Origin of the sequence: Tunturibacter psychrotolerans, assembly GCF_040359615.1 — a bacterium.
GTDB lineage: Bacteria > Acidobacteriota > Terriglobia > Terriglobales > Acidobacteriaceae > Edaphobacter > Edaphobacter psychrotolerans.
Genome location: NZ_CP132942.1, coordinates 1,681,331 through 1,705,614 on the forward strand (window position 1 = coordinate 1,681,331; position 24,284 = coordinate 1,705,614).

General features: G+C 55.7%; 14 protein-coding genes. 9 read left to right on the forward strand and 5 right to left on the reverse strand.

The features are described from left to right. Nucleotides 1–36: 36 nt before the first annotated feature. Entirely contained in the window at nucleotides 37–2,769 is a 2,733-nt protein-coding gene (locus RBB77_RS06890; RefSeq protein WP_353065869.1) for a TonB-dependent receptor, read from the forward strand. A 113-nt stretch (nucleotides 2,770–2,882) separates the two neighbouring features. Further along, nucleotides 2,883–4,034, forward strand: coding sequence for a Gfo/Idh/MocA family protein (locus RBB77_RS06895; RefSeq protein WP_353065871.1), 1,152 nt, complete (start codon nucleotides 2,883–2,885; stop codon nucleotides 4,032–4,034). A 113-nt stretch (nucleotides 4,035–4,147) separates the two neighbouring features. Here the strand turns inward: RBB77_RS06895 and RBB77_RS06900 are convergent, their stop codons facing one another. The 3 genes from RBB77_RS06900 to RBB77_RS06910 form a co-directional block, all read right to left on the reverse strand. After that, nucleotides 4,148–5,452: a hypothetical protein gene (locus RBB77_RS06900; protein WP_353065873.1), complete on the reverse strand. Its 1,305-nt coding sequence runs from the start codon at nucleotides 5,450–5,452 to the stop codon at nucleotides 4,148–4,150. Then, nucleotides 5,452–6,819, reverse strand: a complete 1,368-nt coding sequence (locus tag RBB77_RS06905) for a CHASE2 domain-containing protein (RefSeq protein WP_353065875.1) — start codon at nucleotides 6,817–6,819, stop codon at nucleotides 5,452–5,454. Before RBB77_RS06905 ends, RBB77_RS06900 begins: the two co-directional genes overlap by 1 nt. A 393-nt stretch (nucleotides 6,820–7,212) precedes the next feature. Then, entirely contained in the window at nucleotides 7,213–10,707 is a 3,495-nt protein-coding gene (locus RBB77_RS06910; RefSeq protein WP_353065877.1) for a TonB-dependent receptor, read from the reverse strand. Nucleotides 10,708–11,559: 852 nt separating this feature from the next. On the opposite strand from RBB77_RS06910, the gene RBB77_RS06915 reads away from it, so the two are divergent. From RBB77_RS06915 to RBB77_RS06925, 3 genes are all read left to right on the forward strand, one after another. Next, entirely contained in the window at nucleotides 11,560–12,702 is a 1,143-nt protein-coding gene (locus RBB77_RS06915) for a tetratricopeptide repeat protein (RefSeq protein WP_353065879.1), read from the forward strand. A 377-nt stretch (nucleotides 12,703–13,079) separates the two neighbouring features. Then, complete coding sequence (locus RBB77_RS06920; protein ID WP_353065881.1) at nucleotides 13,080–13,916, forward strand: sensor histidine kinase; 837 nt, start codon at nucleotides 13,080–13,082, stop codon at nucleotides 13,914–13,916. Then, nucleotides 13,916–14,671, forward strand: coding sequence for a LytR/AlgR family response regulator transcription factor (locus RBB77_RS06925; protein ID WP_353065883.1), 756 nt, complete (start codon nucleotides 13,916–13,918; stop codon nucleotides 14,669–14,671). Before RBB77_RS06920 ends, RBB77_RS06925 begins: the two co-directional genes overlap by 1 nt. Nucleotides 14,672–14,679: 8 nt before the next feature. On the opposite strand, the gene RBB77_RS06930 is transcribed toward RBB77_RS06925, so the two are convergent. Continuing rightward, the gene (locus RBB77_RS06930; protein ID WP_353065885.1) at nucleotides 14,680–16,029 is read right to left on the reverse strand and encodes a hypothetical protein; all 1,350 of its coding nucleotides are present in this window, start codon (nucleotides 16,027–16,029) and stop codon (nucleotides 14,680–14,682) included. Between the two features lie 251 nt (nucleotides 16,030–16,280). Here RBB77_RS06930 and RBB77_RS06935 point away from each other — a divergent pair, with 251 nt between their 5' ends. Continuing rightward, complete coding sequence (locus RBB77_RS06935; RefSeq protein WP_353065887.1) at nucleotides 16,281–19,784, forward strand: TonB-dependent receptor; 3,504 nt, start codon at nucleotides 16,281–16,283, stop codon at nucleotides 19,782–19,784. A 90-nt stretch (nucleotides 19,785–19,874) separates the two neighbouring features. Continuing rightward, on the forward strand, nucleotides 19,875–21,014 hold the full coding sequence (locus RBB77_RS06940) for a phosphatidylinositol-specific phospholipase C1-like protein (protein WP_353065889.1): 1,140 nt from the start codon (nucleotides 19,875–19,877) through the stop codon (nucleotides 21,012–21,014). Nucleotides 21,015–21,105: 91 nt separating this feature from the next. Here RBB77_RS06940 and RBB77_RS06945 read toward each other — a convergent pair whose 3' ends face one another. After that, nucleotides 21,106–21,795, reverse strand: a complete 690-nt coding sequence (locus RBB77_RS06945) for an STAS domain-containing protein (RefSeq protein ID WP_353065891.1) — start codon at nucleotides 21,793–21,795, stop codon at nucleotides 21,106–21,108. 487 nt (nucleotides 21,796–22,282) lie between these two features. Here RBB77_RS06945 and RBB77_RS06950 point away from each other — a divergent pair, with 487 nt between their 5' ends. Beyond that, the gene (locus tag RBB77_RS06950) at nucleotides 22,283–22,732 is read left to right on the forward strand and encodes a hypothetical protein (RefSeq protein WP_353065893.1); all 450 of its coding nucleotides are present in this window, start codon (nucleotides 22,283–22,285) and stop codon (nucleotides 22,730–22,732) included. Between the two features lie 37 nt (nucleotides 22,733–22,769). Then, entirely contained in the window at nucleotides 22,770–24,248 is a 1,479-nt protein-coding gene (locus RBB77_RS06955) for a PLP-dependent aminotransferase family protein (RefSeq protein WP_353065895.1), read from the forward strand. The last annotated feature ends 36 nt before the right edge of the window (nucleotides 24,249–24,284 follow it).

Sequence of the window (24,284 nt, forward strand, 5' to 3'; positions counted from 1 at the left end):
TTCCTTGCGCCTATGCTTTCCGGTACTCGATTCAAGTTGATCCGTCTTGTCCTGATAAGCTTTCTCCTCGTTGCGGCTCAGACCAGCTACGCACAGAGCACCGGCAAGATCCGGCTCCAGGTCAACGATCCTTCCGGCGCGGCTTTACAAGCCACCGGTCATGTAGCCGGCCCGGGTACCAACCGTACCTTTCAAACAGATGCTCGGGGCGCATACTCTTTGGATGGTCTAACATTTGGACGCTACCGCCTGGATATCTCAAGGGCTGGATTCACCCCCCGGTCTGTCACAATCGAGATATCCTCGGCGAAGCCTGTCTCGCAGGCGATTACTCTTCTCATCCAGGGCGCGTCGAGTAGTGTCACCGTCTTTTCTCCGACGCCGATCGGACAGGCCAACCAGTCTGTCGACGAGATTCCCGTTCCAGTGCAAGCATTGACCGCAAAAAACCTTGAGGACAGCAATTCACTCGACCTCGCGGATCTCATGAACAAGCGGCTAACCAGCGTTTACATCAACGAGAATGCGGGCAACCCCTATCAGCCGGACATTAATTATCGCGGGTATACTGCTTCTCCCCTGTTGGGGACGCCGGAAGGGCTTTCCGTTTACTTGGACGGCGTACGCCAGAATCAACCCTTTGGCGATATCGTCGCGTGGGATCTGATTCCCAAAGTGGCCATATGGGACATGGCGTTGATTCCTGGTTCTGATCCGGTTTATGGACTGAACACATTGGGCGGCGCGATCTCGGTGAAGACTAAGGACGGCCTTAACACCAAGGGAGGGTCAGTGCAGATCACCGGCGGTAAATTCGGTAGACGCGCCGGTGAAGGAGAGCTGGGGGGTGTATTGCCCAAAGGCTTCAACTATTATTTGGCAGGCAATCTCTATCGCGAAGATGGATGGCGACAATTTTCGCCCTCCGAGATCCGGCAGTCGTTCGTCAAGGTGGGCTGGACGGATACGAAGACGAGTGTCGTCCTGAGCGGAGCCTATGCCAACAATTGGATGACCGGCAACGGAACCTCAGACTTCCGATTCCTGAAGACGAACTATAGCGGCGTCAATACGATTCCCGATATCACGTGGGACCGTTCTCCGTCGTTGATCCTCAACGTCACCCGCGCGCAGACAGAAAACCTGACATTCTCTGGCAATGCATACTATCGTTACGTCCGCACTGACAGCTCCAATGGCGACTTGAACGACGATTCGTTCAGTCAGGACCTTTACGATCTAGGCCCCGACGATATCGACGCACTCACCGCTGCTGGATACACCAACTTCCCAATCGCAGGCGACGCAACCACCGAACCATTCCCTTACTGGCTTTGCCTTGCACAGACGCTTCAAAACGACACTGGAGGCGATCCATCCTCCACTTGCAATGGTGTTATCACGCGAACTATGGATAAACAGAACAGCTATGGTCTCTCCGGTCTGGTCGCGTGGAAGACAAAACATAACAGGCTCGCCGTCGGAGCCAGCTGGGATCGCGGCACCTCGACTTACCATCAACTTACTCAGCTCGGATACCTGAACCCCGATAACGTGTCCTTTACTCTCGTCCCAATCTTTCTGGATGGCACGACGTTCTTGGACGGGGACCCCGTAGATAGCCAGGTGCTGCTGCACGGGACGGTAAATACACCCAGCGTATATGCCACTGATACCTTCACCTATGGCCCCTGGGCCTTTACACTCTCTGGCCGCTACAATCACACGTCGCTCGACAATCTGGATTATCTGCCGATTTCGGCAGCGCGCGGTAATCTCACGAGCAACAATGTATTTCAGCGGTTCAACCCCGCAGCCGGCCTGACTTATAAGCCTTCCCACTTGTTCAATGCCTATTTCAACTATAGCGAGGCAAGCCGCTCTCCAACGTCGATCGAGCTCGGCTGCGCCGATCCAACCGAGCCTTGCAACTTACCGAACGCACTGGTGAGTGATCCTCCGCTGAAACAGGTTGTCTCGCGGACCTTCGAAGTGGGTATCCGCAGTAACGAGAGTCTCTCGCTGCACTGGAGCGCCGATTATTTCTTCGGTCAGAACTATAACGACTTACTTTTTGTCGCGTCTGAACAAACCGGTTTCGGCTATTTCCTCAATTTCGGTAAAACACGTCGGGACGGCATCGAATTGGAGATTTCCGAAGACTGGCCGCATTGGAGTGTAGGCAGTAACTACACCTTCCTGAACGCTACCTATCAAAGCCCCCAGACTATCGATGGCGGTAGCAACAGCACAAACGACAGTGCGTTAGCGGGTCAACCTGGTATCGATGACAACATCCACATCGTACCTGGAGACTTCATCCCACAGGTCCCGCGCAACATATTCAAGCTCTATGGCCAATACAGGCCTTCGTCTAAGCTGACGGCGGAACTGGATATTCTCGCGGTTGGGTCTTCTTTCGCACGAGGTAACGAAAACAACCTGGACCAACCGGACGGAGTGTACTATCTGGGACCGGGCAAATCAGCTGGGTACGGGATTGCCAGCTTTGGCGCGCGATTCCAGGCAACTGATTACGTTCAACTGTTCGTGCAGATGAACAATCTTCTCGATAAGCACTACTCGACCGGGGCGCAACTAGGAACGACCCCCTTCGATAACAACAATCACTTTGTGGCACAGCCGTTTGGTACCCCCTACGGCTCCGACGATGACTCCATTCCCATTCGCTCCTCGTCCTTCCAGGCTCCAGGAACTCCATTCAACATTTATGGTGGGTTGAAAATTACGCTCTGGAAGAAAAAGTAACGGTCTTCTTGCCGATCTTGACGTCGAATCCAATAACCTCAGCAAATGCTGAGTTGTGTTCTTTTATCTTCCAGTAAGCTACAGTCAAAGCCAGCGCCGAACCTGGAGTCCTTGTGATTAACCTGGAAGAAAACATCAATTCTAAGCCCCTGCGTATCGCGATTCTCGGAACAGGAATGATAGGAGAGGTTCATCGGCGATCTGCACTCTTATGCGGAGCCACGTTGGTCGGCGCGATGGCGTCCACTCCGGAGCGATCCGTCGAAATGGCTCGGCGTTGGCACACGGAACCGATTCTTACACCCGCTGACCTTACCACGATTGCCCCGGATGTCGTCCACGTCTGCACTCCCAACGCAATGCATGCGGAGCATGTCGAAGCAGCAATTACTGCGAACGCACACGTCATCTGCGAGAAGCCGCTTGCCACCTCGATTTCGGTTGCCCAAAGGCTCACAGAACTCGCGCATCAGCGGCAGCGAGTTGCAACGGTGCCTTATGTGTACCGATTCCACCCTCTCGTTCGTGAGATCCGTTCGCGGGTTACCGCAGGCGAGTTTGGCCGTTGGCAACTTCTCCATGGCAGCTATCTCCAGGATTGGCTTCTATCTCCACTTGCAACAAGTTGGCGAGTAGAAGCCGCAACAGGAGGACCGTCTCGGGCCTTCGCCGATATCGGTTCGCATTGGTGCGACTTGATGGAGTTCGTAAGCGGGGAGAGGATCACCTCCCTCACCGCTGCCACTTCGATTACCGTGCCAGAACGACCCGTCAAATCAGAAGTTAGTTTCCAGAAAAGCAGCGATGCAGGTCAAACGCGAAAGGTGGATACAGAAGATGCTGCCACCGTCATCTTCAAGACGCGATCCGGGGTGTTAGGTTCCGTCCTGATCTCCCAGGTTTCTGCAGGGAGAAAAAATCGGCTTTGGTTTGAGTTTGATGGGGAGCGTCGTTCTGCGGTGTTTGACCAGGAAAACCCGGAAACGATCTGGCTCGGAGGAGAAGCTAGCGCAGAAATACTTCAAAGGGATCCCTCGTATGGATCATCCGAGCAACGCCGTTTGTCCACACTGCCTGCTGGTCATTCACAAGGGTATGCTCAGTGCTTTGAGAACTTTGTTGCTGACACCTATGCGAGCATCAGAGGGGAAGCGCGTGAAGGCCTGCCTACTTTTAATGATGGGTTGCGTTCAGCTCACATCATCGACGCCGTGATCAGATCCGCCCGCTCCAACACCTGGGTAGACGTAACGGCCAGCCTTTAAGGGCTTGCAGCGCCGCGAGATGACGAGATTAATCCGGTAATTCCGAATAGAATATCAGTGACATGATTTGGCATCCGTATCCGGCGTTTTTCCGTGGCGCCGAATGCATCCACCTACTGGACATCGGTGACCTTGCCTTTAACGAAGGTAACCTCTAGGTCCTTGTAGACGTAAATCTCGCGCCCGTTCATCTTGATGACCCTCTGGGGGTTGCCCAAAGCCTCGATGACCTGCTTCTGAGTTTGGCCGACGGCGATGGTTGCTGGAGCAGCGGGTGCGGCAGCAGACGCGGCCGGAGCTGCAGCCGCACCCGCAGCACTGGCGGCGGCTGGCGTGTGAGTGCCAACCGTAGTGCCTTCGCCCGCGCTGTAAACGGAGGGCGACTTGCGGTCGAGGAGCTGTGCGATCTGCTGTTCGACCGTGGAGGCGGGTGGGGTGTCGTCGGAAGTGATGGGGAATGCGAGCGTGGAATAGACGCGCCGCTGGGTGGTGGAGGCGACTGCACCGAACCCACCGGAGGAGACACCATGTGCCGGGCGTTCGGCGGCGAGTTTAAGAAGGACCGAATTGCCGTCAACTTCGACATCAACCACTTCGAGGGTGTCGCCGGGTGTGAAAACGTATTTGGGCGCCTCTTCTGACGGAGGTTTGTGAGTCAACGTTGGGAATACGTTCTTGAAGGAAGAAGAACTCCCGATCGTTGTGGTCGTGTTGGTTCCATAGAGGTCGGTCTGGATGTCTCCGTTGACGTAGATATTCCAAGGGGTAATGTCACTCGAGAGTGAGGCCGCGAGATCGTGATTCTTCAGAGTAACGATACGGCCGTAGGCTGGCTTGGTATCACTGTCAGCGACAGTAAGGCCGAAATCTCCTTCGAGCTTCTTTTGCAGGGATTGAGCCTCAAAGGGGGAGAGCGAGTAGGCAGGAGGCGGAGGGCTAGCGCTCGCGACGCCACCGATCTCGCCTGAAATTCCTGTGGCTCTGGCTGGCTCGGCTTTGGCGACACCGCCTACCTCATCCGGGCTACCCTTCGTATCACCGGAGGACTGAATGAGATGAATGACGAGGGCAAGGTTGCTGTGGCCATTAGCAACGTAGAGGATATTGACAGGGTCGCCCTTGGAGGCCTTGTCTTCTTTGGTGTTCTTGTCACAGAGGAACGTGAGCGTAATGGGATGGCCGGCGTCGTCTCCCGTTACGAGGTCCGCCTCGCTGCTGGAGAGCAGAGAGAGCGTGCCGGACTTAACGAGAATCTGGCGTTTGTCCGGATTCGCGTGGACGGCCGTCGACTTGGATTGCTGGGCGGCTGCGGTGGTTTGCGTCGTTGAAGCGGCCTTGGTCTGCTGCGCATGTGCAGGGAGAGACAGCAAGACGACACAGCCGAAAAATAGGACGGCGGTAGTGCGGGGTGTCTTCATCACGGTTTCCCTCCGGCTGCTGGGAGTGGATCATGTCCGGACGTAACTGCATTCTGTTTGGCTTCGTGTCGCTTCAAACAGAAGTGTTTCTCGACAATTTCGTAGAGAAGATGCAAAAAATATAGCTCGATAGGGAGCAAAAAGTCCAAGTAGATGTTGGCGAGGCCGAGGAATAAATAGGCAGCGATGAGTGGCACGAAGAAGACGACGAGCAGGACGATGATCCTCCACCCGGTGGACACGGCTTCGAAGCAGAGATAAATGATCAGCCCGACGATGAGGTCGAGCAGAACGTTGATCCATATGTTGAGTTCGCGGGTGAACTTGTGCTGCAGGAGCGATTCGATGTAGTTGGCGTGGAGTGCGAGGCCGGAGATGTAGCCTGCGGGACTGAGGTGCTGGTCGACCCAGCCCAGGTAGCCCTGCCGTTCGTGCCAGTGTCCTCCAATCAGGACGATGCGTTTGGAACAAGCCTGCATGGCCGGGAGATCGCCGTTTGCCAGCCCCGTGATAGAGATCTGCGGGAACTCTTTTTCAGACGACTGCGGATCCTTGCGGTTCTTGCTTTGGGTTTCGGGCAGGAAGGTGCCGAACACCGGCGCGTTGTCGGGATGATCACGCGGATTGAGAATCGGATATTTTGCTGCTTCGATCGGACCGCGGTAGGCGCGCGCAACTGTCAGGGCGAAGGAATCGAGGTAAGGCGGAAGCTGAGGATCTGCTGGTGGAATTTTCGTGATGAGCGGGATCTCTCGTTTGTCTTCGGGTAGGTTGAGGTAGCCGAAGCCGGGACACGAGACGCGCGCACAGTCAAGGTGAGGGGAGGCGAGCAGGTCTGCCCGCGTGAAGATGTTGGGCAGGTCGATGCGGCGACCATCCTCTACCGCGTAGACATTGCCGAGAATCACCGGGACGCCTTTGCTGGACGCATATTGGATCGCGCCGAGAAGTGCGTCGTTGTCCGTGTCGCGGGAGCCGATGTCCCTGCCCTCGGGGAAGTTTCGTGGCGAGAGCAGTTCGACGTCGAGGCCGATCACGTCTGCCTTGGTGTCCGGATTGGCGGCGTTCCTGACAACGCGGGCGAGAAACGCGCGGCTGGTGGGCTGCTCGCCGAAGAGAGTCGTCCAGTGCGTGTCATCGTCGATGTAGACGAGGCTCACGTGATCAGGCTGGAAGGGGTCGGGACGGTGACGAGTGAGCAACTGATAGAAGCGAAGCTGCAGGTGGAGATTGATATCGTGGATGCCTCCTATCGTGTCGCGCCAGAAGCCCTCTTCCTCAAGATAACCAGCGGGCCAATCGGTGGCGATGGAGATGTTCCAAAGTGCAACAAGGATGAAGACGCTGATGACGGAGGGCCGGCGCAAAACTGCCCAATTTATCTTGCCGGCAGAGGCTGTGTCCTTTGCTGGGGGAGTAGTTCCCTCCGGCCCTTTGGGCGGAACGGGCGGATGTTCTGAGGATTGATCGGCCAGACAATGCCTCCGTCGTGAAGAGAGTGCAGGGCCCAGTGGTTTTTCGAAGTGAGTTTATCCTAGGCGACCGTGAGCGATTCGTAAACGGGGTATGATGCAGGGCGCGAGTTATCGACTGCCGTAAATCTTTGAGTCTCTCTTTGTTTAGCTGTCGCAGGCGCAACACCACCATCGCGCCGACCATTACCATTACCCGTTGGACAAGCAAAGCGGCCACTGTGAAGTACAGTGGCCGCTCCCTCATGTCGTCGCCAATTGGCGATAAACGGACCAGCAGCGCAGCGATTAGAACTTAATCTTCAGAGCAAACTGACCAAAGCGACGTTCATCGTTCGCGCCGCCATTGACGCCACCTTTCTTTGCCTGGATAGGGATGGTTGCTCCATCGTAGCCGTAATTGGCAACGTCGTTATTGGACTCAGTAATGTAAAGGTTATGGTGGTTGAAGATATCAAAGCCTTCTGCTCTCAACTCAACCTCGATACCTTCTCTGACCGGAATGTTTTTACTTGCCGCAAGATCGAAGTTCCACGCACCAGGCCCGGAGAACGCGTTCCGATGAGTCATCGCAGCAGGATATGGCCCGAAGTCAGATATCCCACCCAAAGCCTGATTTCCGTAACTTACCGCTGCCGGTAAAGAGACAAGGTCGTATAGGTTCGCACCGGAAGCATTCTTATCTATCGCCTTAGTGAAACTATAGTTCGAGATGGTTGTGCCCGGCGTATAGCGAGGTATACCCACCCCGGCGCTGCGATTCAGCGAGTTGCTGCTATCTGAGACCGAGAATGGCGTGCCAGTGCGGACAGTGTAAATACCCGTGACCTCGTATCCTCCCAGCAGTCTCCCGGCAAAGGAGTGACTATCTTTAAACCACTGGGTCCTGTAAATCGGTGCAAGAACGAATCGCTGCCGAATGTCGAAGTCCGATGCCCCATGGTCCAGCCCAGGATTGAACGGATCGAGATAGCCAAGGTTGCCAATGCCGTTGACCGAGCTATTGCTCTCAGAGAATGTCGAGCTCAAATTGTCAGTCGAGTGCGCGACTGTATAGTTCGCTGTGATAATGAGCCCCGTGCGCTCGAGATCTGTCATTTGAAAGCCGATGTTCAAGCCGTTGTAGTAAGAATCCCCCGCGCTGCCACGGTTGTTGATCGATCCATATTGGTTGTTAAGCCGCGAGTAAATGAAGTTGCCGCTGGCATCCTGCACGGGGTCGCCGAGATAGACGTTACCGGCGCCAAGCATGTTGTAGCCCTTAACGTCGTAAAGATGTGTCCCCCGTGAACCGACGTAAGCGATGGATGCAACGACGTTATTCGCAAGCTGCCTTTCTACCGTCAGGCTATAGAACTGCGTCGCCGCCGTTCGAATATTCTCATCTACATTTCTCAAGCTGGTTGGAGGAAGCGGAACCGTTCCACTCGAGCCGCCAATGGGACCGGCGTTGTTTGTCGTTATCGGCGACGGTGTAGTGATCTGAACCACGGCGTAGTTGGGCGGGTTCTGGATCACATTGAACGTTATATTTCCAAAGTTTCTCTCGTAAGCTACGCCGTATCCGCCACGAAGACTTGTCTTGCCATTGCCATTGATGTCGTACGCAAAGCCGACACGAGGTCCAACAGTGCCGTACTGCGGATTCCACAATTTACCAATGGGACTATCCGGAACCGTGAACACCTGACCACTGCGAATCTGCGCTTGAAGCGATGCGCCTGGCCCGTAATAGAAGTTTGCATCGAGGTCCTGCTTGTTGTTGTGTTGAATCCCGTAGTACTCGTAGCGCACGCCATAGTTGAGCGTGAAGCGCGGAGTGAGTTTCCACGCATCCTGCGCGTACACCGCCCAATCCTTGAACCGGTCGCTCCGGGCAAAGTTCGGCTGTGATGCGGGTAGAGTGATCTGGCATTGCGGCGTCTGAATCAGATTGCCAGTCGCATAGTTTCGTACGCAAGGCAGCGCTCCTTGTGGGTCAACGGCACCCTCAAAAATCGAGAGCGTACCGTTCAAAAAGTTATCCAGGCCCGTTGGCGCGCTGGTCCCGATCCCCTCGACTGCCTGCGCATAGGCGCCATAGGTGATGTTGTTCTGTATATAGAGCAATTGAGTACCGGCCTTGAACGAGTGTTGACCCTTCGTCCAATCAATGTCCTGGCTGATCTGAACAGTATTCTGTGGCCCTCCGGATGGAAGTCCTCCCGTTCCTTCAAACTGACTGTAGAAACCAGGAAACTGCACTAGATTTCCGCCAATCGTCGCATTGTTATAAAGAAACAGGGTAGGGGCGTTTTGCTGCGACGTATCGAACGGCTGACTTAACGTGTGCCGAGTAAAGCTCAACTTCGTGCTCGACACAAGGGAGCCGGAAAACTCATGGGTCAGCCCAAAGAGAGCGGCGTTATCCCGCTCGGAAGCGCCAACGTTATATTGCGAGTATGGCGAACTGAACATCGCGCCTGTCTCATCAAGCTCGTTGTAAAACACATACCGCCCGTACATCTGAGTTCTTGGGGTCGCATTGAAATCTACACGGCCAATCAAGTAATACGTGTTCTGCGGATCGCCTCCTCCGGCATTGGTGGGCGAAGCGAACGGAGCTATTCCGAGTACCGGCGTATTTCCAGGCAAAAGATCGAAGGGGCCACCCGGAGTTGGAGTTACGCCCGAGGCCACAACGTTGTCCTTGCTCAAAGTCTGGGTAAAAGCAGGAGCCGGAGAGCCGTATTGCGCAAAGAAGGCCTGCGTTGCCGAATCGGATGCCGCCAGAAATTGTGGCGTCGGCACCAGCGAGATTTGATTAGCCGAGCTACGCACCCTCACCCACTCAGTACTTTGGAAGAAGAACAGCCGATCTTTCAATATCGGTCCGCCGACATCGTAGCCGAACTGGTTGCGCGTGTAGCCGCCCTTCGGCACACCACTCTGCGCATTCTGAACGGTATTGGCCGTATAGGCTGCGAGGCGATTGAACTCCCACGCACCCCCATGAAATCGATTCGTCCCCGATTTGGTAACAACACTGACGACTCCGCCTGACGCGCGTCCGTACTGTGGCTCAAAGTTGCTGGTGGTAATGCGATACTCTTGCACCGCATCGATCGGTACTGTCACTTCGGGGCCGGTCACGTACGAATCAACATTCTCAACCCCATCCAACAGGATCTCTGTCCCACTCGACCGTTGGCCGTTCAGCGAATATCCAACGCCGCGCGTCGTGTCATTCTGGTCGCCGGTGGTCTTTGTCGCACCACTCTGCGCTACCTTATCTCCGGAACTGATGTTGCCCGAGATTGAGACAAAATCATAAGGATTGCGAGTAAGGCTTGGCAGCTCTGAGACCTGAACGCTACTCACGATCTGCGACACCTCTTGAGTCTGCGTATTGACGGTCGTTCCGCCCTGGTCAATTACGGTAACAGTCTGTTGCGAGCCACTAAGCGCAAACTTTATCGGAACCGTTGCATGCCCACCAACCGTGACCTCGACTCGCGCCTCGAACCGCTGAAAGCCTGGAGCATCCGCCCTCACCGTATAGATACCGGCCGCGACAGGGGGAAACGTGTACTCGCCGCTGTGATTTGTAGTTACCGTTCGTTCAGCGTTTGTCCCCGTGTTGGTGAGCGTTACCGTCGCATCGGAGACGAGGGCTCCGCTTTGATCGACCGCTAACCCCGACACAATGCCGGAATCGGTCTGTGCAGTTAGATGACTTAGAGAAAGAGGCAGAAAAAGCAGAACGAAAAGAATCGATGCGTGAACTGAGATATTTCTCAACATAGCTGGGCTCCCTTCAAGTGGTGGTGCGCAGGCGACCTTCCGATCCGACTCCGAATCATCGACCTATGGAACGCCTGAAGGCCTTCATCCCGTCGACTTCAAGTCACACTTGAGTCACTCGTAGCGAAGGCAGGTGCTGCTTATGCCGCCTACTGTGCTGCACTCTCCGGGAGCACCGATCGTCTTGCAAAATAAGCAGATCCGCAACCCGCAGCCCGGTGCAGTGCATTATGTGCCGACACTTCCGCGGTCAACAACAGCGTTGTGACGAGCGCCGCACAGAATGTGACAAACGGCAGAATCCACGGGTCGATTTACCGGTGACCAATCTCCGTGCCCTGAGAAATGATGACAGTGGATGGAAGACGTCGCCGAGAGAGGATTTAGTAGTTCATCTTGTAACTCGCCCAAGTGCGTCATCTCTGATGCACTTCTTCCCGGGCTTGGCTAGCTTCGTCACTTCGCGCTGCTATCCGTCACATGTCCACTAGTCAGCACACATTCCGGATGTATGGTTGCACCGTAAGCTCCTGTGTCGAGGCCAGTGACTTATTGTTAGCAAAATTATTCGGCGGAGACGATAACTACTGTTCCGCCTCGCACCAAGTAGACAAGGAGCGGTTCGATTACATAGTTCCAGTTATGTGACGAGTTGCTCTTGGTGGTGATCAACAGCATGCCAACGTCGTTGCAGTGCCCTTTACACGTGACGAGATCCCCAATAATCGTGGAACTGCGCCGATCACTTGTCCGTAATCCTGAAAGTCTACGTAGCGCCGGCTGCGCTCCATGGGATCTAGTTAGTTGAAAGACCCCAGAGACATGGCGAGATCCCACAAGCTGGAGGAAATCATGGTTCGAATAACTCGCACCCCTCTCCTGATCTCCGTAAAACTCGTAAGAGCCCTGTTACTCGCTGCCGGCGTAATCCTACTTGCAGGTTACGTGGCTTCAGCCGAGGGAACAGATATCACTCAGCTAAAAGCAGATGCTCAAAAGGGATACTCCTCTCAACAAATTGAGTTGGCCGCGGCTTACTTTACAGGCAACGGAGTAACGCAGGATGCGAAGCAGGCCGCATACTGGTACCAAAAAGCTGCCGAAGCTGGAGATCCTGAGGCAGAAAATGAGATCGGCTTCTTCTATCAGGCTGGCATAGGTGTTCCGGTCGATCATGCTCGCGCCCTGCACTGGTACCAACTCGCCTCCGCCTCCGGCCTCATCAGAGCCAAAGTGAACCTCGGCGTAGTGTACGTATGGGGCCTCGGTGTCGCCAAAGATGAAGAGTTGGCCATGCAGTTCTTTCGAGAAGCGGCCAGCAAAGGAGAGGGAGCAGCTGCCAGTTATCTGGGCGACCTCTATTATTTCGGGATCGGCGTGAAGCAGGACAAAGCCGCCGCCGAAACCTGGTACAAAACCGGCACGCAACTGCACGATCCTGTCGCCGCCTACAACCTCGCCACACTCTTCTCGGTGGATGTCGACCATCCCCACGATCTACGCAAAGCTGAGGCTCTTTTGCGCCCATCCGCCGACGCTGGATATATTCCAGCGATCCACTCGCTCGGCTTGCTCATGGTCAACCATCCTGAGTTTGCAACCTCCCCACAGCAGGGACCATCCCTCCTTGAAACCGCTGCGAACGCAGGTTACTGGAAATCTTCAGTGGTACTAGGCGCCCTCGCACGAGACGGCAAAGGCGTCCCCGCAGACAGCAAAGCCGCCTACCTCCACTTCAGAACCGCCGTTCTTCAGGGTGGAGAGCCTGCGATGAGCCTGGTCAGATACGACCTCGCGGCACTTACAAAAAAGCTGGGCACGCCGCAGGTCGAAGCGCTCGACTCGGATGCAAATACCTGGTATCGGCAACACCGGACGCCTCTCCTCTTCGTCTATAAAGACGGCGACAGGCGGCAACGCTTTCCTGCATCGGCACTTGCAGTCTCAACGGCTGGTCTGCACGCTGGTCAATTGCTTTACGTACCAGCCTCCTGACAAGGTAGGAATAGAATGTGTGGTTGCATTCCCATTCCATCCGTCAAGGGAAGAAGGCCGAGGATGATTCCCTGAACCTTCCGCCGATAAATCGCACACGCTCACAACCATTCTTCATGCATCCGGCAATCTTTGTAGGTGCATCTGTCTTGCTCGGCACCTTGTTCGCCTTACAGGAGTTGATGACCATGCGCCTATGGAGTTATCGCATGGGCATAGGAATCCTTTTTGCAGCATGGTGGGTCCAGTATTTTTTGTGGGGTGTCATCTGCTGGTTGCTGTGGAGATGGTGCGGGCCCTGGATTCAACGAGCAAACGCATTCTGCATCTTCACGCAAGTACTCCCGCTCAGCATAGTTGCCTGCGTTGTGGAGGAGATGATCTGGGTAGTTTGCTTTCCGCGTCTTCCGCTCAACCGCCCGCACATGACCTATTGGCCCAGGCTGGCGTTTCATTTGGATGCGGAGTTCGTCGACAACTTGGTCGTCTTCTGGTGTGCAATCGCCTTGTTTCGCGGCATAGGGTACTACCAGAAATTCCGTGAAAAAGAGGCTACGGCCGCTCAATTGGCCGTGCAACTGGCCCAAGCCCAGATCGCCGCACTCCGCATGCAATTGAATCCGCATTTTCTTTTCAACACTATGAACAGCATCTCCAGCCTCATGCGGACCGACGTCGCCGCCGCCGACACCATGCTGGAACAACTCGGCAGCCTCTTGCGTATCACCTTGGAGCGCGGCGAAGTGCAATTCATTCGTCTCAATGACGAAATGGAGTTTGTGGAGATGTATCTCGCGATGCAGGAGCGCAGATTCACGGGCCGTGTCCACCAGCAACTATGGGTACACCCTGAGTTGCACGATGCTCTTGTGCCTGCAATGATCCTCCAGCCGCTCATCGAGAACGCCTACACTCATGGCCTCTCCAGACTAGACCGCAATGGCCTCCTCCACATCGAGGCAACCCGCGAAGATTCGCGCCTGACACTGAGTGTTCTCAACAACGGCGCCGGTCTGAATTCCAATTCGTCTAAACCTTCAGAAGGTCAAGGCGTTGGGCTGGCCAACATTAAAAGCCGCCTCCAGTTGCACTACGGAGATCAACACACATTTCGCATACGCGAGGTCGCAAGAGATCAGGTCGAAGTAACCATAACCCTCCCACTACAGTTCTCTGTTAGCCCCGCAGAGACGCTGACAAGGTTTGGTGCATAATGATCCACGCTATCTTAGCCGACGATGAAGTCTTGGCCAGGCAGAAGCTGCGCCAGTTGCTTCGAGACGAGCCTGAGATCGAAATTGTCGGTGAAGGAGCAACAGCTTCCGAAACGATCGACTTGGTGCGTGCTACTGGACCGGAGTTACTTTTTCTCGATATTCGAATGCCTGGCATGGATGGCTTCGATATCATCGGCAAGCTCTCTGTCGGCAGCGACTCCGTAGTGCCTCGCATCATCTTCACCACCGCATACGACGGCTATGCGTTGCGTGCGTTCGAGATACACGCAGTCGACTATCTACTCAAGCCCTTCACGTCCGAGCGTTTGCATTCGGCAGTGCAACGTGCGTGTGATGAGATTAACCTCTCAAAGCAAAATGCCGGGCGAAGCAACGGCCGCACACAGAGTCCTCCCGCTTACACGACACGCATCGTCTTCAAATCTCGCGGTCGCATCCTGTTTCTTCCCGTCTCGGATATCCGTTGGATCGCAGCCGAAGAGAACTACGCGCGCATCTGCACAGGAGCTGAGAAGCACCTCCTGCGCGAGACGATGAGCCATCTCGAGGAGAAGCTCGATCCACAAATGTTCCTGCGTGTGCATCGTTCTGCCATCGTTAATTTGCAGTATCTAAAGGAAGTGAGGACCGAGCCCGGCGGGGAGTTTACGGTTGTGCTGGTGGATGGCCAAAAAATCGCGATGAGCCGCAGCTTTCACGCTCGCATTAGCGAATGGATGGCTGGCAGCTAAGAAGAGATCTACCGCGCCGTTGTGCGATAGGAGAGGATCTCAGATCCCGAAGCACTTCCATTCATGTTATTCGACTGTAGAAGCAGTTCGAAATAAGGAAGAGAACCGTTGTTCTGCTTGATCGTCGCAAGAAAAGGAAGCAACCGCGAATCGTCGAAGACAAAGTCCGCCGCCGATTCGGTTCCTGCCATGGAGGTCCCTTCAAGGACCAGCACATCTCCCGAACCCTTCATATTTGGCCTCAGCGCGATCACGCCGTACACGCGGTGAACTGGACCATTCAGGTCTGCTTCGTAGCGAGCTTGTTCATTGCTGTGCGGAAGACGATTCAGTACGACAAACCGATGATTCTGATGATCATGCACAAACACAAAGTTCATCTTGTCTTCGAACAGCTCCACCCACGGAGTGCCCTCGGCAGAACCAAGCAGAATAACCGGTTCATCCTTTAGATCGTTCGGTCGAAGGTCGCGCGCGTACCGAAGTTGCATGCGATTGATTGGCACGCCAGGAATCTGATACAGCTTGGTGACTATATCTAAATCGACAATAGAGGTATATCGCCTCGACGCAATCTTCTCAGCAATCTCAGGTGTCGTTCCGGTGAGTGGAGTGGCGTGGGTGCGATAATCTCCACTCAGATATTCGGCCAAGCTAACGTTTTTACCAGTGAACGCCTCCAGGCTCGTAAGCCCCGTGTCCGATGCAACAATCAGAGTCGAGTGATCCGTACCGAAGAGCATGCTCCAAAGTGGGTGCTTCGCTACGCTGCCTGGTGACGATTGCGCAGAGTGTGCATGGACCAGCAGAAAGCCGATGAAACTGCAAGCAGCAATCAAGGCAATACTGGTAGCCCAGAAGAGATGACGATACGTATTTGCAACTGGAGCACTCGTTCTAGTGTCAGGAAGATCTTCGACAGAAGTAGGCTGAGGAGAGGAGACTGCACTCTCACTCCGTAACAGTGGCCGTGAATGGGCCTCAAAGAGGGGCGTGTAGCCCCCCTTCGGAATTGTCAGGCGGATCGTTTCGTGCGCGCCCTCTTCGCTGAAATATTGCTCAAGCCGCTGACGAAGGCGGCTGGCATGCGAACGCACGATGCCGTCGATCGACGGGTCATAGTTGCGAGCTCGTTCAAAGAGCGCCTCTCCGATACTCTGCTCGTTAATATCGTCCGACCTCCCAGCAAGCGCCAACTCACAGAGGTGCATCAGCAGGCTGCAGAGCCGCGGCGAACGAATAAACGACGGAGACGCTACGATGCGCTCCACCAACTCCCAACGTGGGTCACTTCCAACTACTGGCTCGGGGTCGACTTGAAGAGTGTGCTCCGGCATGAGGCGCAGTCTCAAGTACACACGCAACCGATGAACATCCTGTAAACGAATATCCAGAGGGTAAACGGGCAGAATTCCTGTTAAACGATGACCGGATTGCAATCGCAACATGCCTGTAAACACAGGGTAAATCGCTCAAAACACTCCGCGTGCGCCCGTTTAACATTCGTGTTGCGGCGAATTGACTCCTGAGAACGCGAAGACATGGCTAGAGTTTGGGTCATCGGCAATATGAGGCCCACGCCAGATGTGTCATTCGGAGGAGCAATCGCATGTTTCCCAATTTTCCTGTCACTCAAGATCAAAGGCCGCCCTTCTCTTCTCACAAAGCTCTCCTGTCAAATGTCGTGACACTGTGCACCGTTCTAATGGCCCTCTTCGCTCTCGCGGTTGCTCCGGCAAAAGCGCAGTTTGACTCAGCCAGCGTACTTGGCACTGTCAAGGATCCCAGCGGAGCCGCCATCGGCTCGGCGTCGGTGACTCTGCTGAGTCCGGCTAAGGGCGTACAGAGTGTCCGTCAGACTGACGCAAATGGCGACTACGAATTCACGAACGTCCAGCCCGGAGAGTACACCGTCACCGTACAAGCAAACGGATTCGAGAAGTCGGACACAGACCGCTTTGTTGTCACCGTAGGCGCAAGACAGCGCGTCGATCTCGCCTTAAAGGTCGGCTCAGACAACCAGACAGTCACAGTATCAGGTGCTGCGACATTGCTCGAGACCGACACCAGTGATCGCGGCGAGACGATTCAAACTCGCGAGGCGGTCACCCTCCCCCTGAACGGACGCTCCTACGCCGACCTCTCGACCCTCGTCCCAGGAGTTCGCAAATCGCTCCTTGAAACCCTCTCCGCTCCGCCCCGCGATGCTTCCTACAACGTCAACGGTCAGAACTCCATGACCAACAACTTTCAACTCGACGGAGTCGACAACAACGCATACCAGACCGCCAACCAGGGCTTCTCCAATGAGGCCGTCATTCCCTCGCCCGACGCCGTGCAGGAGTTCAAAGTACAGACCGACAACTACAGCGCGGAGTATGGTCGGGCTGGCGGCGCAATCGTCAACGCTACCATCCGTAGCGGAACCAACCAATTCCACGGAGTCGTCTACGACTATCTCCGCAATACCGATCTGAACGCATACGGCCCATTCATCGGCTCTGGCGTAAAGCCAACGCTGGTACAGAATCAGTTCGGCGGTACGCTCGGTGGCCCGATCAAGAAAGACAAGCTGTTCTTCTTCGCCGACTACGAAGGCCTGCGAGTAGTCAATCGCACCATCCAGACCGCCGTCGTTCCCACCGCCGCGCAGGCAAAGGGAATCTTCACCGACGCAGCCGGAAATCCCATCGCCTTGTCCAACCCGATCACCGGCGTAAAATACCCAAACGGCATCATTCCCGCCGGAGACCAAAGCCCCTTCGCAGCCAAAGTGTTGAGCATCCTTCAAGCAGACGCCGCACCAAACACCAACGTCGCGCCTGGCGGCCAAAACTTCACCTCCACCCCAGCCAACACCAACAACGGCAACAAGGGTGACATTCGCGTCGACGCGTACATAAGCCCCCGATCAACAGCCTTCGCGCGCTACAGCCAAAGCTCGTCAGTCGTCTTCCTTGCGCCAAACATTCCAGGACTTGCTGGCGGCAACAGTAACGGAACTCTCTACGCCTACACACGCCAGATAGCCGGCGGCTACAACTTCACCCCCACCTCCAACTCCATTCTTCAGCTTCGCCTCGGACTCACCTGGACGCAGAGCGGCAAATCTCCCGTAAACATCGGCGCCGACAATCTGCTCGCAGACTTCAACATCCCCAACATTCCAAGCGATCCCAGCGTCAACGGTGGTCTCAACAGCCAGGCCGTTACAGGCTTCTCGCAGTTCGGTCGCCAGACCACGAACCCGCAGTTCACCAGTCCCTACGTTGCCAACCCCAAGGTCAACTACGGCTTTCTCAAAGGTCGTAACAGCATCAAGGTAGGCTTCGAATACGGCTACCTCAACGAGTCCATCTCCGACTTCCATCCCCAGGACGGAGAAGACTTCTATGCTGGCCAATTCAGCCGCAACACACCCGGCACTGCCAACGGAACCGCCGCCAATCCCGCCAAACCCACCGCCCCCGACATCCTGCACGAGCAGGCCTACAATCTCGCCGACTTCCTCTTCGGCGCGCGCAACAGCTATCAGCTAAACAATCTCGCCACCATCGAGTACGAGCGTCGCTGGTACATGGGCTACATACAAGACGACTACAAGTTCAACAACAAGCTCACCTTCAACCTCGGTCTACGCTACGAACTCGTAACTCCGAACTGGGAACAGAACAACCATCTCGCCAACTTCGACCCGACAAACAACACTCTCGTCCAGGCCTCCAGCGGTTCGCTCTACAACAGGTCCCTCATCAATCTCGACAAAAAAGATCTCGCACCGCGCTTCGGCTTTGCCTACCAGATCGATCCCAAGACAGTCTTCCGTGGCGGCTACGGCATCGGCTACGCGCATTACTTCCGCTTCGGTGGCGAAAGCACTCTTGGCTACAACGGTCCCTACATCGTAGATGCAACCATCAACCAAACCCCACCAACTCTTGTCGCTGGCGCAACTCAACCCCTCTGCACCTCACTCACCCAAAACCCCGCCACCTGCTTCCGCACCACACAGTCGGGATACCAGACCAACTTCGCCTCCGCGCAAAACTTCTCCACGCTTGCTGCGCAAACCCGCTACATTCCACGCAACTTCGAGGCAGCCTATGTCCAGGCGTATCACGTCACCGTGCAGCGCGAAGTGATGAAGGACACAACCCTCGAAGTCTCCTACGTCGGAAGCCACGGCGTTCACGTCCCCGTTCTCGCCGACTTCAACCAGGGTTCCACTGAGCCCGTAAGTTGCGACACCATCGCCTCAACCTGCCTCTCACAACAAGCGCGCCGCCCCATCGCGAACTTCACCAACATCCTCACCGCACTTCCCCAGGGCTACCTCATCTACAACTCGCTTCAAACTAAACTCGAGCGCCGCTACAGCAACGGAATCTACCTCATCAACTCCTTCACCTGGTCCCGAGCGATCAACAACGCATCAGCCGATCTCGAAACCTTCGGCGGCGACTCGGCCGTCGTCAATCTCTACAACCCCGCTGCCGATCGCGGTCGCTCCAGCTACGATCAGCCCTTCAACGACACGCTCTCCATCATCGCCGACCTTCCCTTCGGCAGGGGAAGAATGTTCGGCCAAGGTGCTCCCGCTTGGCAGCAGGCAACCTTAGGCGGCTGGCAGCTTTCTGCAATCAACGTCGTCACCAGCGGTCTCCCTATCAACCTCACCTACACTCCAAACTCCGGCGTCGTCGTCTCTAGCGCCAGCGCCACTTATTCGGTTCGTCCAAATCTCGTCAGTACGCCGAACGCGGTCTACGCGCCGAAGTCGAGCTGGAAGAAGGGAAGCAGCACACTCACCGGAACGCTGGTCGCCAGTCAAGTTGCCGTCCCAACCGCCAGCCAGTACTTTGGCAACTCGGGACGCAACAGCCTGCGCGGACCTGCCTTCGCCCAGTTGGATCTCGCACTCCACAAATCGATTCCCCTCTGGTCCGACGTCAGCAAGCTCGAGTTCCGGGTCGAAGCCTTCAACGCTCTCAACTCCACAAACTTCCAGTATCCCGATAGCGCCGTCACTGACGGTGGAAGCTTCGGAGCCTACAGCTCAGCAGTCGTCTATCCTTCACGACAGGTGCAGCTCGCACTTCGTCTTGCCTTCTAACTTCCTCCCCAGGAAAACTCTGGTCCGGCAGCCACCTCCGCCGGGCCAGAGGCCCTTCTGCAAAACAACTTCTTCGGAGATCCTCTTTTGATGAACGTTCGATACACCTTGCTCTGCGCCTCAGTCCTTGCCTTGGGAGCGCAAACCTTCGCCCACTCGCAGACACCTTCCGACAACAACATCCGCATGAACCAGATTCAGGTCATCGGTTCTCACAACAGCTATCACGCCGGAATCGCACCCAGCGAGTCCAAACTCATGAGCGAAAATAATCCCAAGCTGTACCAGGGGTTCGAGTACCGCCACCGTCCTCTCGACCAACAACTCAACTCAGGCATCCGTCAGATCGAGCTCGATATCTACGCCGACACCAAGGGCGGCCTCTACGCGCACCCCAGCGGCCCCACGAACGTTGCCGCCGCTGGCCTGCCAGCCGATCCTGACTTCGATCCGCAGGGTCGCATGAGCAAGCCCGGCTTCAAGGTCATGCACGTTCAGGACTTCGACTACCGCAGCACATGCCAGCCCTTCATCGCGTGCCTCCAGATCGTTCGCACCTGGTCGAAGGCTCACCCACAGCACGTCCCCGTCTACATCCTGCTCGAAACCAAGCAGAGCGATCTCCCGGAAAAATACCACGCCACTCCCATCGAAAAATTCACCTCAGCAACATTCGACGCACTCGACGCGGAGATTCGCTCGGTCTTCTCACCTAAAGAAATCATCACGCCCGATCAGGTCAGAGGAAAGCACAAAACACTCGAAGAGGCCGTGCTTCAGAACCAGTGGCCCACCCTCAAGAAAGCTCGCGGCAAAGTGGTCTTCTTAATGGACCAGCGCCCCGTCGGCCCCGTCTACCTCGAAGGACATGACGGGCTACACGGACGCATCATCTTCACCAACGCAGTTCCCGGCCAGCCTGACTGCGCCTTCACCGAAGAGAACGACGGAACCCAGGAGACCATCGCCGCTCTGGTTCGCAAAGGCTACATCGTACGTACTCGTACCGATGCCGACACCAAAGAGGCTCGTACTGGCGACACTACGCGTCGCGAGACCGCACTCACCAGTGGCGCTCAACTGCTCAGCACAGACTATCCCGCCTCTGAGCCATCCACGTGGACCAGCTACTCCGTCAGTCTTCCCGACAACGCCATCGCTCGCTGCAATCCAATCAACGCACCGACGGAATGTTCAAACAGCGCTCTAAACTCTGCAAACGGCAACTAAGACAAACAGTAGCCGCAAATCGTCGGACCCACAACGAAAGCCCACATCGATTTTGAGATGTGGGCTTTTCGCGTTAAGTTACAAATAACCCTCACACCCCATCAGCCGCAAACAACTGAAGCAGAGCGTCGCTCGCCTCCTGCACGTCGCGGATCTTGAACTCCGGGTCGAGCCGTAGCGCCTTCGCCCTCGGCGCCAATGCGGTCAAAGTCTCCACGACCGTCTCAGCCGACAGATGCGGTGTGCTCGGTCCCACCAGAATGTACTCCACGCCATCCGTCTGCAGCAGGGTCTTTGCATCGCGAAACGAGCAAGTCGCTCTCACATCGTAGCCATGCTGCGTCAGCACGGCTCTCACAAACACACAAAGATCCACCGACTCATCCACCACCACCACCCGCGGCCCCTCTCTCTTCTTCGCCGCCTCAGCTGGCCGCTCCTTCAGATAAGACTGGATCGCCTCCTCCTCCGTCGCATAGCTCTCCAGAGAAGCTGATACCTTTGTCATCTTCAGCAGATCCAGAAGAAACTGCGGCGACCCAGCTAGCCGAAGATCCCCACCGCGTCTTCGCATCCGTTCGGAGTAGCGCACCAGTAGCCCCAGCCCAATACTGTCCAACCGGCTTATTCCGCTCAGCTCCACCACCAGCTGCGAAAACTCCCACGCACCACCCTCCAGCGCTACCTCCAGCGCCTTCACCTCTTCGCCCAGGACAATACGGCCCTTGCATCGGATTAGAAAGACTTTCCCAATATGGCGCGACATCAGTGTTAGCAACATGAAATCCTCGTCAGCCAGGTCTTCGAAGCTTCCCTTACCAAAAAAGAGAGATCACCTGGAGCTGTGGTGCACCCATCATCGCACCACTCGCGGCGCCCTTAGTCTCGTCGAAAAATAATTTGAAAAATCTTTGCCAAATTTGGCGTATGAGTTATATCCAATTCGCTACAATTAAATAAGAGATCGAATTCAAGGGCTGCCTGCGGCGAAAGCTGTGGCAGCCCTTCCTTTTTAACGTTCACAACGAACCACCAACACACCAGGAAGGACCACGAACGTTCCACATCCTGCAGCGACCCAACGAGAAGGGAAGTGAAACGACCTCTTCCTAACTGCAACAAAACAAGTATTTTAGCCGTAACCCACATGGATGCAATATTTTAGCGGCATACCCCGCCGCTAAGTTATTGCATCCATTTCACTTATCCCCAAAATACACCCGGGTGGGGGAGGGGGGGTACACAACCGCACGACGAGGAGAGCAAAAATGGAAACCGCCATCTGCCGCCACATCAAAACCAACGGACGCCGCTGCAAATCACCCTCCTTAGGCCTCTCCGCCTTCTGTTACTTCCACTCCCGCCTCCTCCGCCGACACAAGCATCTTGTTGAAAATGCAACAGTTCTTCCCGTAAACCACCCCAAGCCACAGGCGTCCGCAGCCGAAACACCCCAATATCTCCCCGAAGCCGTTCCCCTCGAGCTCGACCTCCCGCCCCTCGAAGACGTCGAGTCCATCCAAGTATCCATCTCCCTCCTCGTCGCCGCCCTCGCTCGCAACCGCATCGATTCAAAACGCGCCGCAGTCCTGCTCTACGGCCTCCAACTCGCCTCCACCAACGCCCGCTCGGTAACCATTGAGCCCGCCGCGGCGTCAATTGTCCGTACCCTGGCCCGCACCAAATCCGGCCTGGACCTGGCGGTCGACGGGAACTAGTTGTCAGCCAAGGACGTAAGACAGGTAATCTTGTGCCATGGAAGTAGCTCTCAAACTCGATCCGATCTCCCCGATAGCTCTCTATCGCCAGATCTACGATGGCCTGCGCGATGGGATCATCGGGGGGCGGTTTGAGGCTGGCACCCAACTACCTGCCTCCAGGGCCCTCGCCGCATCCCTTGGTGTCTCGCGAATTACCGTCACCGAGTGTTACGAGCGACTCATCTCGGAGGGATATCTCGAGACCAGGCGCGGCTCCGGAACCTTTGTCTCTACCAGACTTCCGGAATGGGACATGTATGCCACCAATTCGAACATCGCTCTCGTTCCGCAAATTCGGAGTGAGATACCCAAACGGCTCTCCCGATACGGCCAGCTCCTCGACGTGCCACTCCGTCCCCCCGTCCCGCCCGAGATGATTCGGTTGGATTCGCACGGACCCGACGTAGCCGCTTTTCCGATAAAGCTCTGGACTCGACTCTTGGTTCGGCGCATGCAGGAGGGTGCCCTAAGCCTTCTGCAATATACGCAGGAGTGGAGCGGCAGTACCGACCTGAAGATAGCCGTGGCTCACTATCTGCGTGTGTCGCGCGCCGTCGTATGCGACCCCAGTCAGATCATCATCACCAGCGGATCGCAACAGGCCCTTTACTTTGCGGCAAGAATCTTCCTCGATCAATCGGACTACGCCGCGATGGAAGCTCCGGGGTATCGTTTCGCGGGACGAATCTTCTCCTCCCAGGGAGCAACGGTGCTGCCGATCCCGGTCGACCGGAACGGCATGCAAATATCGCAGCTCAAGAAGCACAGCGACAAAGCTATAAAACTCGTCTATGTCACGCCTTCGCATCAATATCCACGAGGCGTCTCCCTCTCCATCTCTCGTCGGATGGAGCTTCTGGCATGGGCCAAAGAAACCGGCGCTCTCATCTTGGAGGACGACTACGATAGCGAGTATCGGTACAACGAAAGGCCCCTCCCCTCCATTCAGGGGATGGTGCCGGACGCCCCCGTACTCTACGTGGGAACTTTTTCCAAACTGTTATTCCCCACCTTGCGATTGGGCTATCTCGTTGTCCCCCCCGGCTTCCAGAACATGTTTACAGGAGCCAAGTTACTCTGCGACTTTCAAAGCTCTTCCATAGACCAGCGCATCCTCACGGACTTCCTCACCGAGGGACATCTCGAACCCTACGTCCGAAAGATGAGGATCATCTACGGCAACCGACGCGCGGTGCTTGTCGAATCATTGCAAAAGCACTTCGGGCGAAAAGTCACGGTCTATGGAGACAATGCAGGTATGCACTTCCTGGCTGACTTCGAGATCGAACTCTCTGAACAAGATGCATTCGACCGCGCGGTTGCTGCCGGGGTTCGGGTAGAGCGCCTTTATTGGCCCGCCTCTTCTGACCTCCAGCGCCCAGGTCACGTGCAATTCGTCTTCACATTTGCTGCAGTCAACGAGAACGATCTGGCACTCGCAGCACAACGCCTCGCTGGCGCCTTCCTCACGTAACGGAGTTCATCGTCGATTGCAGAATCGGATCGCACG

Excerpts from the sequence above, each read along its gene's own strand:
- RBB77_RS06900 (WP_353065873.1), bottom strand. The coding sequence starts at position 5,452 with ATGAAGACACCCCGCACTACCGCCGTCCTATTTTTCGGCTGTGTCGTC.
- RBB77_RS06910 (WP_353065877.1), bottom strand. The coding sequence starts at position 10,707 with ATGTTGAGAAATATCTCAGTTCACGCATCGATTCTTTTCGTTCTGCTT.
- RBB77_RS06915 (WP_353065879.1), top strand. The coding sequence starts at position 11,560 with ATGGTTCGAATAACTCGCACCCCTCTCCTGATCTCCGTAAAACTCGTA.
- RBB77_RS06920 (WP_353065881.1), top strand. The coding sequence starts at position 13,080 with ATGATCTGGGTAGTTTGCTTTCCGCGTCTTCCGCTCAACCGCCCGCAC.
- RBB77_RS06925 (WP_353065883.1), top strand. The coding sequence starts at position 13,916 with ATGATCCACGCTATCTTAGCCGACGATGAAGTCTTGGCCAGGCAGAAG.
- RBB77_RS06935 (WP_353065887.1), top strand. The coding sequence starts at position 16,281 with ATGTTTCCCAATTTTCCTGTCACTCAAGATCAAAGGCCGCCCTTCTCT.
- RBB77_RS06940 (WP_353065889.1), top strand. The coding sequence starts at position 19,875 with ATGAACGTTCGATACACCTTGCTCTGCGCCTCAGTCCTTGCCTTGGGA.
- RBB77_RS06945 (WP_353065891.1), bottom strand. The coding sequence starts at position 21,795 with ATGTTGCTAACACTGATGTCGCGCCATATTGGGAAAGTCTTTCTAATC.
- RBB77_RS06950 (WP_353065893.1), top strand. The coding sequence starts at position 22,283 with ATGGAAACCGCCATCTGCCGCCACATCAAAACCAACGGACGCCGCTGC.
- RBB77_RS06955 (WP_353065895.1), top strand. The coding sequence starts at position 22,770 with ATGGAAGTAGCTCTCAAACTCGATCCGATCTCCCCGATAGCTCTCTAT.